Annotated in this window: 13 protein-coding genes; 6 read left to right on the top strand and 7 right to left on the bottom strand. The window is 32.1% G+C overall.

The window, feature by feature from the left end; translation table 11 throughout:
- Positions 1–91 precede the first annotated feature (91 nt).
- The 3 genes from radC to AB1410_01470 form a co-directional block, all read right to left on the bottom strand.
- Positions 92–673: a DNA repair protein RadC gene (radC, locus tag AB1410_01480; protein MEW6455372.1), complete on the bottom strand. Its 582-nt coding sequence runs from the start codon at positions 671–673 to the stop codon at positions 92–94.
- A 71-nt stretch (positions 674–744) separates the two neighbouring features.
- Positions 745–1,173, bottom strand: a complete 429-nt coding sequence (locus tag AB1410_01475) for a hypothetical protein (GenBank protein MEW6455371.1) — start codon at positions 1,171–1,173, stop codon at positions 745–747.
- 78 nt (positions 1,174–1,251) lie between these two features.
- Complete coding sequence (locus tag AB1410_01470) at positions 1,252–2,604, bottom strand: ATP-binding protein (GenBank protein ID MEW6455370.1); 1,353 nt, start codon at positions 2,602–2,604, stop codon at positions 1,252–1,254.
- 199 nt (positions 2,605–2,803) lie between these two features.
- Between AB1410_01470 and AB1410_01465 the strand changes: the two genes are divergently transcribed.
- From AB1410_01465 to AB1410_01440, 6 genes are read left to right on the top strand one after another with little or no spacing between them, the layout of a single operon-like run.
- On the top strand, positions 2,804–3,931 hold the full coding sequence (locus AB1410_01465) for a glycosyltransferase family 1 protein (GenBank protein MEW6455369.1): 1,128 nt from the start codon (positions 2,804–2,806) through the stop codon (positions 3,929–3,931).
- On the top strand, positions 3,928–5,013 hold the full coding sequence (locus tag AB1410_01460) for a glycosyltransferase family 1 protein (protein ID MEW6455368.1): 1,086 nt from the start codon (positions 3,928–3,930) through the stop codon (positions 5,011–5,013). Before AB1410_01465 ends, AB1410_01460 begins: the two co-directional genes overlap by 4 nt.
- Positions 5,010–6,419: a flippase gene (locus tag AB1410_01455; protein ID MEW6455367.1), complete on the top strand. Its 1,410-nt coding sequence runs from the start codon at positions 5,010–5,012 to the stop codon at positions 6,417–6,419. The genes AB1410_01460 and AB1410_01455 overlap by 4 nt, the downstream gene beginning before the upstream one ends.
- On the top strand, positions 6,416–7,501 hold the full coding sequence (locus AB1410_01450) for a glycosyltransferase family 1 protein (GenBank protein MEW6455366.1): 1,086 nt from the start codon (positions 6,416–6,418) through the stop codon (positions 7,499–7,501). Before AB1410_01455 ends, AB1410_01450 begins: the two co-directional genes overlap by 4 nt.
- Positions 7,494–8,597 (top strand): glycosyltransferase, encoded by a 1,104-nt coding sequence (locus AB1410_01445; GenBank protein ID MEW6455365.1) that lies wholly within the window; start codon positions 7,494–7,496, stop codon positions 8,595–8,597. The genes AB1410_01450 and AB1410_01445 overlap by 8 nt, the downstream gene beginning before the upstream one ends.
- On the top strand, positions 8,594–9,985 hold the full coding sequence (locus AB1410_01440; GenBank protein ID MEW6455364.1) for an undecaprenyl-phosphate glucose phosphotransferase: 1,392 nt from the start codon (positions 8,594–8,596) through the stop codon (positions 9,983–9,985). Before AB1410_01445 ends, AB1410_01440 begins: the two co-directional genes overlap by 4 nt.
- Here the strand turns inward: AB1410_01440 and AB1410_01435 are convergent.
- Genes AB1410_01435 through AB1410_01420 form a run of 4 tightly spaced genes read right to left on the bottom strand, consistent with a single transcriptional unit; the run spans position 9,978 to position 14,430 of the window.
- Positions 9,978–11,783 carry a tetratricopeptide repeat protein gene (locus tag AB1410_01435; protein ID MEW6455363.1) on the bottom strand — a complete coding sequence of 602 codons (1,806 nt, stop codon included), beginning with the start codon at positions 11,781–11,783 and terminating at the stop codon, positions 9,978–9,980. The two genes, AB1410_01440 and AB1410_01435, sit on opposite strands and share 8 nt — an antisense overlap.
- A gap of 33 nt (positions 11,784–11,816) precedes the next feature.
- A complete protein-coding gene (locus tag AB1410_01430; protein ID MEW6455362.1) occupies positions 11,817–12,104 on the bottom strand; it encodes a tetratricopeptide repeat protein in 288 nt (95 codons plus the stop codon).
- Positions 12,101–12,532, bottom strand: coding sequence for a tetratricopeptide repeat protein (locus tag AB1410_01425; protein ID MEW6455361.1), 432 nt, complete (start codon positions 12,530–12,532; stop codon positions 12,101–12,103). Before AB1410_01425 ends, AB1410_01430 begins: the two co-directional genes overlap by 4 nt.
- On the bottom strand, positions 12,529–14,430 hold the full coding sequence (locus AB1410_01420) for a tetratricopeptide repeat protein (protein MEW6455360.1): 1,902 nt from the start codon (positions 14,428–14,430) through the stop codon (positions 12,529–12,531). The genes AB1410_01425 and AB1410_01420 overlap by 4 nt, the downstream gene beginning before the upstream one ends.
- Between the last annotated feature and the right edge of the window lie 9 nt (positions 14,431–14,439).

Raw genomic sequence — 14,439 nt, 5'->3', positions numbered from 1 at the left:
GTTTGCTTGAAGTTGATTTAAAAACCAATATCCCATTCAGTGTATACAATTGAAAAGATCGTTTGTTCTAATAATTTCAATAGATTGTCTCTTATGCGACGCTCTTGCTTAGTAAAGTCACGCTAGAAGGATGATTGTGAACTAAAACTACTGAAGCGGCGCTATGGATTATAGCTTCTTTAAATACCTCCCGTGGATGAACCAGATTAGCATTGAGTGTGCCTACAGAGATTGTAGAGATGCCTATGATTCTATTGCGTGTATTAAGGAGAATAAGTTTAAAATGTTCCTTAGCCTTATCTTGAATGCTTTTATGGATAGCATTAACTACACTTTGCGGGTTTTTGATATCAAAATCTTTTATTTCTGGTTCTAAATCCTGCCTTTTGCCTAATTCAAAACAGGCTTTTATCTGAGCAGCCTTTGCAAAAGCGATTCCTTTTATCTGGGATAGTTCTTCTATGGTTGCTTGACTTATGGCTTTTATACTACCAAACTTTGATAATAACTCCTGTGCAATATTCATCACAGATTTGTTAGGGATGCCTCGTCCAATAACTAAAGCCAGAAGTTCGGAAGCAGAGAGTGCCTCCGGACCGAATTTTTTGAGCCTCTCCCGTGGTCTTTCAGGTTTTGGTAGGTCGCGAATAGTAAAAGACGATTGTTTATTCATTTATTTTCACCCCTTCTCTAACTTAAAGTTCTTCAGTTGGTTTATATTCTCTCTTAGGTTTGTAATTATCTTTATTCATAAATATTACTCAATCCTAATGATCTAAAATAGGCATTTACTGTTTCTACAATAATTTTGCAGCATTTTTGAAGGAAATTTTTATAATTTTCAATCTTCCACAAATTTCTATCCAAGGGGACAAATTGCTTTCCTAACTTTGCCTGATCAATTGATAATAAATATTGCTCTGGAGAACTACTAGAAATCTTTCTGTTAGCCATTTGAGTTAAAAAAGCAATATTAACTGTATCTTCTCTGAGAGTATATTCATAATCGGCCTTTTTTTGTTCTGGCTTCGGCTTCCCCTTTCTTGGTTCGTTTATAACCTCAACAATTTGAAAAGAGTATGAACCTGGCTTTTCAACAGGTTTTAGTTTGCCATCTTCACTATACTTATCAAGCCAGACAAGTTCAGTTTTTTTGATGTCTATCTTTGCCATAGGTAAACATCCTTTGAATCTAACGCATTATTTAACTTAAAATCGTCCTCTAATCGTCCTCTAATCGTCCAAAATCGTTCACTTTATTTGTAGAAGGTAACGAGTAGCTTTGCCTTTACCTTCTACATTGAGTATACCTTTTTCTACCATTTCACTCAATTCTTTAGAAGCCAAACTTTTTTTAATGTTGCCAATGTTACAATAAATTTTTCTATCAATATTACCCTGTTCTATAATATAGTTAATTGCTTTTCTTTGCCTTTCATTTAAATCTAAAGATGCCAAATATTCCTCTGCCAATTTCGATTTCCTAAGAGTAACTACAATACTTGTGCCTGTATATTCAAAATCTGGCTCAGGCAGGTTCCACTCTTTGCACCAATCAATTATCTTGTTTGTTCCTGTGCCAACCTCTTCTATGTATTTGATCCAGAAAAATGCTTTTGCTATAAGTGGATTAAAAGGTCTTGATTCATGTTTTTCTTTTAACTTCTCCACTGTCCAACCTTCTGGCAGTTTTCCCGGATTCCAGAATTCTATTCTATCATCAAAGATTCTCACCTGCACCTTGGATGTAGAGCGATAATCACGATGGGCGATAGCATTAACAAGTGCCTCTCTTATTGCTTTTGGAGGATATTCCCATCTCTCTTGCCTCTCAATTTTACCGTCTTCAATCCAGGAAGTTAGAGAAATGTGATTAAATATAAATTTTTCTGTTTCAACTATTTGTTCAATCAAATTTCCACCAATATCTTTCATATCAATTATCATGCCTGTGACGGTAGTACCTTTAAATCGAACACATTTAACTTCTGCTTGAATAAAAAAGTTTTGAGGATTTTTGCCAAACAATAATATAGCTGAATTTGTCAGATTACCATCCTTTAGAAGATTCAAACGCATCAGAGCTTCACTCAACGGAACATTCGGACTTATATCGAGTCCTCTTTCAATACGAGCTGTTTTCAAAAAAGTTTTAAATTTAATCTTATTAATGTGTTGCAAGCCAGCGTTTTTGCAGATTTGATTATCAAAACGAAATTCTTCTTTGTGCTTTTCAATAATTGCGTTTTCGTATTCGTCTTTTGACATTCGGACAGTAGATTTACCAAGTCTTTTAAATGGTCTTCCAAAGGCTAATACCAGTTTATCAGATGCTTCTTTAACATCTATAACTAAAACATTTCTATTTTCTTTCTTCTCAAAGGAAACTTCTGGATAAACTTTTGGGTCTGTATTGTTAATAATCTTGCTTGTTAGATTTTCAATAGTATCTTTGCCAACTTTTATACCAACTACATTTCCTGAATCTGATACTCCTACAAAGATTTCCCCTCCATTTGTGTTAGAAAATGCTGAGACCGTTTCTACAATTTCTTTCCACTCCCCTACTGACTTTTTAAACTCAATCTTTTCTGTTTCATTCATATCTGTTTAACAACTCCCGGTTAATCTTAAATATATCCATTCTTCCATAAACTTAACATTCTTCTTTTATCAATCAAAATTTCTCAAAAATCTATATGAATTATATAAAAATAACTAACAATTGTTAAGGGGGATTTCAAAAAATTAAATAAAAAAATGCAACTTGACTTTTAGGGAAGGGAAAATTAAATTGAGCTAAATGAGAATTGCATATGATGTAAGGCCTCTTATCAAGAAAGAAACAGGAGTGGGAGTATATCTTAAAAACCTCCTTGAAAACTTAGCAGAAATAGATAAAGAAAACGAATATTATCTGTTCTCAGGTTCAGTTAAGGATAGATTCCCAGAAGAAAAAATACCTGAATTTTCGAAATATAAATTGGTAGATGTTCGGATATCTGTAAATGCTCTTAATTACCTATGGAATAATTTATCGTTTCCAAAAATTGATTTATTTTTTAAAGAAAAAATAGATGTATGCCACTCACCAACTCCTCTTATCATACCCACAAAAGGGAAAAAGGTAATAACTGTCCATGACCTTTTCTTCTTAGAAAAGCCAGAGTGGTGCGAAAGAGAGATAAAAAGAGACTATGCAAAGAAAATAAAAAAGAGCATAAAAATCTCTGATGGAATAATAACTCCTTCATACTTTACAAAAAAAGATGTACTTGAAAGATTTGAAATCCTGGAGAAAAAGATAAGAGTTATCCATCATGGTGTTAATAAAATATTCACTGAATTCATTCCTGATGAAGAAATAAATAGTGTTAAATCTAAATACAATCTCCCAAAAAATTTTATCCTTTTTGTTGGAAATCTTGAAAAGAGAAAGAATATTATAAACTTATTAAAAGCATTCTCTTTAGTTTGCAGAAAAATTAATGATTTATCACTCCTGCTTATTGGAGATGGAAGAGCTCATAAAAAAGAAATAATTTATGAGGTAAATAAACTGAAAATTAATGAGAAAGTTTCTCTTATTGGTTATGTAAAACAGGATGAGCTTCCCTCGTTCTATAAACTCTGTTTGGCGTTTGTATTTCCATCCTTATGGGAAGGGTTTGGTCTTCCTTTATTAGAAGCGATAGCATCAGGTGTGCCAGTAGCAGCCTCAAAAACAACTTCAATTCCTGAAGTTGCAGAAAATTCAGCTTTGTACTTTGACTCCAATGATATAGAAGATATGGCAGAGAAATTAGAAAAAATTTTAACTGATATAGATTTAAGGAGGGAATTGATTAAACAAGGAAAAGATACAGTAAAAAAATTCTCCTGGAAAAGAGCTGCTGAAGAAACCCTTAGTTTTTACCAGGAGATTTTATGAGAATTGGAATTGATTCCAGAGAGTTAGAAGGAAACCCAACAGGGGTGGGGAGATACTTAGAGGGGCTTCTTAAAAACTGGGCAAGTTTAAATATAGAATTTTTCCTTTTTTTCAGAAATGAAATTCCTGAATTAAAATTTTTGGATTCGCCAAATTTTGAAAAAATACTTGTGAAAAAGAAAACAAAAAACTGGGTATGGGAGCAGGTGGGCATTTTAAACATAATTAATAAGTTAAATCTTGACCTTTACTTTTCTCCATCTTATTCAATTCCTCTATTAACATCTGTCCCAACAGCATTTGCGCTTCATGATCTATCATTCGAATACAACCGAAAATGGTTCAATAAAAAAGAAGGATTCAAGAGGAGATTCCTTGCAAAATATTCATCAAAAAAAGCGAAAACAATTTTCACTGGAACGGATTTTATTAAAAACGAAATCATCAAACATTACAAAACTGAGGAGAAGAAAATAAGAGTAATTCCTTATGGTGTTAAACCAATCTTTCACTTTAAAGAATACATCGATCTGGAGAAGGGAAAGGGAAAAACAATACTAACAGTGGGAGCTCTATTTCAAAGAAGAAACATTCCACTCCTTCTCAAATCTTTCAGAAAAATAATCGAGAAAAACCCTGATGTAACCCTGAAGATAATCGGTGAAAACAGAACATTCCCTAAAATTGATTTTAAAAGGATTTGCGAAGATTTAGGAATTGAAAAAAAGGTTTATTTCATCGAATATCTACAGGATGAAGATTTAGTGAAACAATATTATACTTCAGACCTCTTTGTATCTTTATCCGAGTATGAAGGGTTTGGGTTTCCTGTGCTTGAAGCTTTAGCCTGCGGATTGCCCGCACTTCTTTATAAAAATCTGTGCTATCTTGAGATATTTAAGGATGTAGCCTTTTTTGTTGAAAAAATGAACCCATCTGAGATAAGCTCTCAAATTTTAGAGATTCTTAATATGAAGTTAGGTACAGAAAGAAGAAAGGAAATTGCTGAATATACAAAAGGATTCTCATGGGAGAATACAGCCCGGAAGACTATCTCATCTTTATTGGAATTGATTAATTGATTGAAAAAGTAGGGAAAAACTCGCTTATTCTCTTTTTCACAAAAATAATAGCTCCCCTTTCAACTTTTATAATCATTTATTATGTAGCGTTAAAATTAAAAGCCGAGGGCATGGGCGAATTTAACATAATATTTACATATCTCACATTATTTCAAATATTTTCAGAGCTCGGTTTGAATACATATCTTTCAAAACAGATTCCGATTTCTCCTGAGAAAAAAGACCTTTACTTTTTATCATCGGTAACAGTAGCTTTTTCAGCTTCTCTTTTTTTAATTTTAATAATCGATTTAATTATTTTTTCTCTTCCCTATTCTGATGTCGTAAGAAAATCAATCTACATAAGTTCATTTGTTTTAATTGCTCATTCGATTAATGTTTCTTTTGAAGGAATTTACAATGGTCTCAATCGAATTGAAATCTATGGAGCAGGAATTCTTCTTGAAAATGTGTTTAAGTTATTCTTCAGTATCTATGGATTACTCAGAGGAAAAGGAATTGTATATCTTTCAATCATTTACCTATTTTCAAAAATATTGGCATCAATTCTATTTATTTCATTCTACTATTTCAAAGTGTCTTCAAAAAAATTGTCTCTTGATTTAAAATTTTTAAAAGAACTGATCAAAGAAATATTTGCATTTTCAGGGATTCTTTTTATCTATTCATTTTTCTGGAGAATAGACATCATTACTCTTTCCATTCTCAGGAATCCAGCTGACACAGGAATCTACTCGATGGCATCAAAGTTAATATTAGTGTGGGGGATAATACCAATGAGTATATCTCAAGCACTCGTTCCTATCCTTAGCGGCTTGAAGTCAAAAGAATATCAAAATTTCAAAAGATACTTTTCTTTCTTTTTAAACCTAACTACCTGGATTTCTATCCTTCCTTTTCTTTTAAGCTTTTTTTATCCTGAAAAAATCATCCGTTTCTTACGACTTCCCGAAGAATTCATTCATTCTTCATTTCCTCTTAAAATCCTCTCTTTTATGATTATCCTATGGTACATGAATGAAATTTTCCAGAAGACCCTGATATGTTTAGATTTTCAAAAAAAAGTTTTCTGGATAGGGGTAAGGAGCACAGTAGTAGGCTTAGGTTCAATCTTTTTGCTTACGCATTTATATGGATATAATGGCACTGCAGCTGGCTTGATTCTTACATATTTGTTTGATTTCAGCCAGAGTTTATTCTATCTTTTAAGAATGAAAGTTTTTGATTCAAATAATTTAAAGATTTTTGGAAAGTTTGCAATCCTTTTGATTCTCAATGCCTTTTATTTAACCGTATTAAAAGATTTCGACTTGATAAAACTTGCCATTTTTCAGGGGATATTCTTTCTTGCATCTTCTCTATTACTAAGGTTAACCCCTGTCAATCTTAAAAAATTTATGTCATGAAAATTGCTTTTGACATAAGAAAAATAAACGATTTCGGAATTGGAAACTATATAGCCAACCTTCTTACTGAAATTTCAAGGCTCGATTTAAAAAATGAATATTATCTTTTGGGCTATAAAAGAGATTTTGAAGGCTTAAAGGGGAAATTTCCTGAAAATTTTAACTTTGTTTCTGCAACTGCTGGTAAATACTCTATGTCAGAACAATTAAAATTGCCGTTAATCCTTGAAAAGATTAAACCCGATGTATTCCATTCACCACACTATGTAATTCCAATTCTCTATAAAGGGAAAATAATTACAACCATCCATGACATAATTCACATACTCTTTCCTGAATTTCTGCCCAATCCTCTGGCCTTTTATTACGCAAAATATTTCATCGGTGCAGCATGCAAAAAATCACGATTGATAATAACAGTTTCTGAAAACTCTAAAAAAGACATCCTGAGGCATTTTCCTGAAGCTCGAGATAAGATTTCGGTTATATACAACGGAATCGATAACAGATTCTTTAAAGATCTACAAATACAAGTTAGAGAAAAAGAAGGCCTTTACATTCTTTATACTGGCAACATAAAAAAACATAAAAATTTAGAAACATTAATAAAAGCTTATTCAAAATTAGAAAAATCCTTCCCTCATAAATTAATGATTGTTGGAGGTAACCCATACAGAGAGCTTGTTAAAATTGTGGATGAATTGAATTTGAATGAAAAAGTTATTTTTAAAGGTTATGTCAGTGAATCTGAGTTGATTTCTCTTTATGAGCAAGCCTCTCTATTTATTTTTCCATCCCTATATGAAGGGTTTGGAATCCCTCCCCTCGAGGCTATGGCAATGGGTATTCCTGTGTTAAGCTCAAATTTTTCCTCTCTTCCAGAAATCCTTAAAGATGGCGCTATCTATTTTAACCCCTTAGATGAAAATGAACTCTTTGAAAAAGCAAAAGAATTACTATCCAATGAAATGCAAAAAGAAAAATTAATAAAAAAGGGGAAGGAAATTGCTAAAGAATATTCATGGAAAAATAATGCCTTGAAAACATTGAAATTATATGAAATTATAGGTAAAAATGAATAGAGTTGCATTAATCCATGACTGGCTTACAGGAAGAAGAGGTGGAGAAAAAGTGTTAGAAGCTCTGGTAACTCTTTTCCCTGATGCCGATATTTTTACCCTGTTTCATTTCAAAGGCTCTCAGAGTAAAATTATCGAGGATAAAAAAATACATTGGAGTTTTTTACAGAATTTTCCTTTCATCAAAAAATTCTACAGAAACTATCTCCCTTTATATCCGATAGCAATTGAACTTTTCAATTTAGAAAAATACGACCTTATAATAAGCTCAAGCCATTGTGTTGCGAAAGGAATAATCCCCCATCCTCATTCTCTCCATATCTGTTACTGTCATACTCCGATGAGATATGCCTGGGATCTTTACCATTATTATTTTCCTCAACCATCGATGTCACTATTTAAAAAAATATTCATACCGTCAATCATGAACTGGTTAAGAACATGGGATCAGGCTACATCACTCAGAGTTGACTACTTCATCTCAAATTCCTACCATGTGGCAAAAAGAATAAAGAAATACTACGGAAGAGAAGCAGAGGTTATAAATCCTCCGGTCGATACGGAATTTTTTACCCTTTACGAAGAAAAGGAGGATTATTATTTAATAGTATCAGCTCTTGTTCCCTATAAAAAAATTGACCTCGCAATTTCAGCATTTAACAGAATTAACAAAAAACTGAAAATTGTAGGGAATGGTCCGGATTACAAAAAGCTGAAGAAATTGGCCGGAAAAAATGTAGAATTCCTCGGCTCTGTATCAGATTCTGATTTAAAATTCTTCTATCAAAGAGCAAAATGTTTTCTTCTCCCAGGGGAGGAAGATTTTGGAATAGCTCCTTTAGAAGCGCAGGCTTGCGGGACTCCTGTTATTGCGTTTAGAAAAGGAGGAGCAACCGAGACAATATTAGAAAATGAGACAGGAATTTTTTTTGAAAAATTAAATATAGAAAGCCTTATAAGTGCTATTGACAAATTTGAAAAAATTAAATTTAATTTTAAAAAAATTAGAGATTGGACATTAAATTTTTCTTATGATAAGTTTTTAGATAGAATAAGAAAATCAATCGATGAGAAAATCGAAAAATTTAGAGAAAAATGATAGTTAAAAGACATCAGCCTTTAAATTTTTTCTTTTTGGTAAGCGATGCAATTTCAATCATCATTTCTTTTATATTAGCCTATTTTGTAAGGTTCTTTACTTTTCTTCCTGCTCCAAAAGGTATACCCGAGTTCGGATATTACCTTAATTCCATATTTCTTTTTCTTTTTATTCACATAATTGTATTTCATTTTCAAAGATTTTACAAAATAAAATTAAAAAGACCCAGGTCTGAGGATCTTTTTACAATATTCATCAACATCATAATAACTAATCTGGTTGCTCTTGGATTTTTGAGCTATTTGAGGAGTTACAGATTAACTAAATTTGAAATATCCCATTTATTCCTTCTTGTTTATGCCGTCCTCGGCTTCTTTTTTATTTTCATCTCAAGGGGATTTGTATGGAATACCATAAGAGCAGCTTACAGAAAAAACTACAAAAGAAACACCCTTGTAATAGGAGCAGGGGAGACAGGTCAGATGATAGCTGAAAAAATAAAAAAATACGAAGACCTTGGTTATAAATTTGTAGGTTTTGTGGATGATGAGAAGGGAGGAGAAGACATATTAGGAAAAACCAATCAATTATCTAAGATTGTAAAAGAAATGAACATCAAAGAAATATTTATAGCATTACCCCTGCATCTTTACGATAAGTTTATCGACATCATTAAGATTGCCAATGAAAATATTGTTGAACTGCGTTTAGTGCCTGACATGCTCCAATATCTTACTCTAAAGACAGGAATTGATAAATTTGAAGGTATCCCTGTAATAAATTTAATGGATATCCCTCTTATGGGATGGAAATCTGTCTTAAAGAGAATCATCGATATTATAATTTCTTTTGTCTGCCTGATAATTCTTATCCCTGTATTTTTACTCACCGCTTTATTAATCAAACTAACTTCAAAAGGAAAAATTATATATAAGCAAGAAAGAGTCGGACTCGATGGAAAACAATTTAAAATTTACAAATTCAGAACAATGATTGAGGATGCAGAAAGACAAACAGGTCCTGTTTGGGCTGCAGATGATGACCCGAGAATCACTCCGATAGGGAAAATTTTAAGGAAATTAAGCATAGATGAATTTCCACAACTTTATAATGTTTTGAAAGGGGACATGAGTTTAGTGGGACCAAGACCAGAGAGACCTTATTTTGTCGAGTCTTTCAAAAAATATTTTCCCCATTATATGTTAAGACACAAAGTTAAATCAGGAATGACCGGATGGGCTCAGGCTCATGGTTTAAGGGGAAATACCCCCTTGGATAAAAGATTGGAATATGACCTTTATTACATTGAAAACTGGTCATTGATGCTCGATTTTAAAATCCTCTGGATGACATTCTGGAAAGGCTTCATCGACAAAAAAACTACCTGAAGAGTTTTTTCAGTAATTCTTTCACCTCTTTTTCTTTTTCTGTGCCATATTCTAAGTATTTTTTGAGATATTTAATGGCATTCTGTTTATCTCCTATTTTTAGGTATAATTTTCCTAATTCATAGTAACAATCCGCATCAGTGGGAAAAATCCCAAGGGCTTTGTTATAATTTTTAATTGCTTTTTCAAGTTCTCTTGTTTCAGCATACAAATAACCAAGAGATTTGTATGAATGAAAGGATATTGTTCTTTTTAAAACTTTCACATATACTTCACTTTTTTCCCCTGAGGTTTTGTCCATTATATCTTCTCCTTTTTCCTCGCGTCTCTCATCAACCTGAATAGCAGTAAGCCATGCATCCTCTGCTTCTCGGTAAAGTTTCGCCGCAAAGAAGGCACATCCCAGATTGTAATAAGCCTGCGCATCATCAGAGTTTAATTGAACAGTTTTCTTAAAAGCCTGAATAGATTTATCAAATTCTTCCAATCTAAAGTATGCATTTCCAAGGAGATCGTAGCCTTCAAGATAAAATTTTTTGGTATCCACAGCTCGCTGAGCATATAAATATGCATCTTCATAATCTTCCAGATTAAGATAAATAAGACCAACATTATAGTTTACCTCAGGAGATTTGGGGTCTATCTGGAGTGCAGTATGAAATTTCGAGAGCCCCTCTTTTATTAATCCATTTCGAATCAGATTGAGACCATCAGCAGTCAATGCATTAAGTATATATCTTTTACTGTTTCTTAATCCATATTTAAACTCTGGTATGCTTTTCTCAATAAATTCTTTTGTAAGAGGAATTTTATCAGGAACTATCTGGGTTTGATACCTAACTGCAGTAAAAATTGATTCTGCATCTGATAAGGAAGGCTTACCCATTTTTAAGAGGGCGTATGCATAATAATCTTTTATTAAAGAATCATCGGGAAACCTAATTTTCAAAGTTTTATACCTTTTAAAAGCTTCTTCATAATTTCCAAGATTATAATAAATAGTACCTATATTTATCCTGGCTTCTTTAAATCCTGGCTCTAATCTCACAGTCAGCACGAAATTTTCAAGGCTTTCTTCAATCTTACCCATCTTATAGAGAATATATCCCTTCATAAAATAAAACTCGTTATGGTTGCCATAGTCATTGATTCCCAAGTCAATCTCTTTCAGGGCTGAGGAGAGGTCATTCCTTAAGATAAAAGTATCGGCTCTTTGAACGATATTTTTAACTGGGTCAAACCCTCTGTTTAATGAGTTCAAAAAGTATTTGACTGCCTTATTGCAGTCTCCCTCATTCTTATAATAAAGCCCAAGAGCGTATTCTGCCAGTCCCAGGTGAGATAGTCCTTTCAGACTGACTTTTGATTTTTTAAGTGTTTTATCTTTGGCAAGATGATCCATGAATATCTCCAAAGCTTCCTTTTTCTTCCCCTGCCTGAAATAGAGGCAACCAAGGAGTAAAAGGGAATCATAATCCTCCGGGAATAATAGAATCTCCTCTTTTAAAAATTTTTCAGCCTCTGCGTATTCGCCTAATTGAAGATAGGCATATCCTATATCTCTTCGAATTCCTTTATCTTTTGACTTATTGTGAAGCTTTTTATAACAATTAATTGCATCTTCATATTCCAATTTATCGAGGTAGAAATCTCCTAATTGTTTATAATATTCTTTCGATCCATATGGAACATTGGTGATCTGGGAAAGAAGAATAGTTGATAAGAATAACAAAAATATAACCACTACAATTAATTGGATTTTCGTCTTTCTTATTTCGTTATTGGATAAATTATGCATTGATTGAATTATTGAAAATCCTATGTTTCATATTTAAATCCTTACAATTTCAAGCCATTCAGTAATAATCAATATTATAATATCCTTCAGAAATTTTCTTGCTGAAGAATGTCCTAAATCTACTGCTTTCTTTAAATCTGATGTAGCCTTCTCATCTTCTCCCTTATGATAATAGCTAACGCCACGTCTGTAGAAAGCTTCAGCATCAACAGGATTTAGTTTTATTACTTCACTAAAATCATCGATTGCTTTTTGATACGCCTCATTTTTCTCAAAACAAATACCTCTGCTGAAAAATTCTTCCGGATATTCTCTTTTCAATCTGATAGCTTCTGTAAATCCTCTACCGCTCTTTCATAATCTCTTTTATTGTAGCATACAATACCTCGATTGTTGAATGCTTCCTCATATTTTGGGTTTAGCTTTATTGCTTCATTAAAATCTTCTAATGCATTCTCATATTTTTGTATTTCAGTATAGGCAATTCCACGAATGTTATAAACTATTGAAAGGGTTAGTCTTCCCCATGATTTTCTCCAGGATTTGATTGATTTTGTAAAATGATATATTGCATCATCGTAACTTTTGATGTTAAGGGCTCTTAGACCTTTTTTATATGAATTTAAAAAATCATCGGAGAAAGAATAATTAAATAAAAAGAGAAAGAGTGTGAGAAAAAGGATTATTTTAAGATGATTTGGGTTAGAACCCAACCTCTTTGTTATTTCAAAACTCCTATTCCTATTCACTGAATATTTTTTCTGAGTTTTTTCAGTAATTCTTTCACCTCTTTTTCTTTTTCTGTGCCATATTCTAAGTATTTTTTGAGATATTTAATGGCATTCTGTTTATCTCCTTCTTTAAGGTATAGTTTACCAAGTTCATAATAACAATCTGAATCTGTTGGGAATATCTCAATTGCTTTTCTGTAACTCACTATTGCTTTTTTTGTATTTCCTTTCTCTTCATAAAGAGAACCTAAGGATTTGTATGAATGAAAAGAAACTGTTCTTTTTAAAACTAAAACTGATACTCTTATGATTTCCCCTTTTTGATCCTCTTTTATATCTTCAGCTTTTTCTTTTTTTCTCCTGTCATATCTTATGGCTTTTCTCCAGTTTTTCTCTGCCTCATCATATTCTTTTAGAGCATAGTAAGAGCATCCTAAGTTGTAATATCCCATTGAATCTTGACTGTCTATTTCAATTACTTTTTTAAATGCCTCAATTGATTTGTAAAAATCTTTCATCTTAAAGTATATGTTCCCAAGTAGGTCATAGGCTTCTAAAAAATAGTTTCCTCTCTGGATGGCATCTTCAAATGTCCAGGACTTAGGAGATATAAACTCATTAGAAAGTTCTTTTTTTTCTTCATTTTTAAACTTTCTTAACTCTTTTCTTACTTTTGGTTTGTAAAAAACTTTAGATTTTGTTGATATTATCGCGTATTTTTCAGATTCTTTTAAACTTCCTAAAAGAAAATAGCACATTCCTAAATTATGGTTTATCTCAGGAGATCCCTCATAGATTTTTAAACCATTCTGAAATCTCTTAATTCCTTCATGGAGTTTTCCTTTTCTTATAAATTCAATGGCGAGATTATTGATGTTTTGGAGGATAAAGAGGATATCATTTTTATACTGATATTTGTATTCTAAGTCAGGTTTATCGATAAAATCTTTTATTAGGACAAGATTTTTAGGACATTTCTCAGAGAATGAATCCTTATCCTTAGATTTATTTAATCTTTTTAAACTACAATCTAAATAAAATTTTATCCTTTCATTTTCAGGTTCAAGCTTTAGGGTTCTTTCGAAATATTCAGATGCCCTTTTGTAGTCATTGAAATTATAGCTTATGGCAGCTAAATTGAATAAAGCCTCTTTGAAATTAGGCCTGATAGAGATAGCTTTCTTGAAGTGTATAGAAATATTTCGAAGCACCGTAAAATAAAATGCAGATTTTTCTGGAAAATATACTTTGGACTTTTCTAAACCCAAAATCCCATATAGGAAATAAAATTCGGGTTGGAACCCATATAGATTAGTGGCTCTAAAAAGGAGTGTATTGGCAATCTCTAACTTATCTTGAATTAATTCAACATCTATTAGCTGAACATAACATTTAATAGGATTAAATCCTCTATCATGAGCTCTCATGAAATATTTTTTTGCCTTATCGAAATTTCCTTTATTTTTAAAATGAACTCCTAATACAAGGTCTCCCAGTCCAATGTTGGGAGGCGTTTGTTCTGTTTGATCTGATTTAACTATTTTTAAATTATACTTTTCAAAAAGATCATAAGCTTCCTCAATTTTATTTAGTTTAAATAAAACATAAACCAAAAGATCATACGCATCTCCATCTTCTGGAAATAGAGTTATTTCCTCTTTAAGGTATTTCATTGCCTCTTCATTCTTTCCTAACTGAAAATATGCATAGGCAATATTTTTCCTTACTTCCATGGTATTTGGATCAAGGGAAAGGGCTTTCTTGTAATACTGGATTGCAGTATCGTATTCTAACATATCTAATAAAAGGTCAGCGGATTTGAGAATATCATCTTTATCTGTTCCAGAAAATGGGAATTTTATGAAAAAAAGAAAAAGTAAGGAAATTAAAATTGGTGATTTAGTAAAAAATCTCATAACAAATCC

This window comes from Acidobacteriota bacterium (assembly GCA_040756905.1).
Taxonomy (GTDB): Bacteria; Acidobacteriota; Aminicenantia; order JBFLYD01; family JBFLYD01; genus JBFLYD01.
This window is presented reverse-complemented; position numbering and strand designations above follow the sequence as displayed.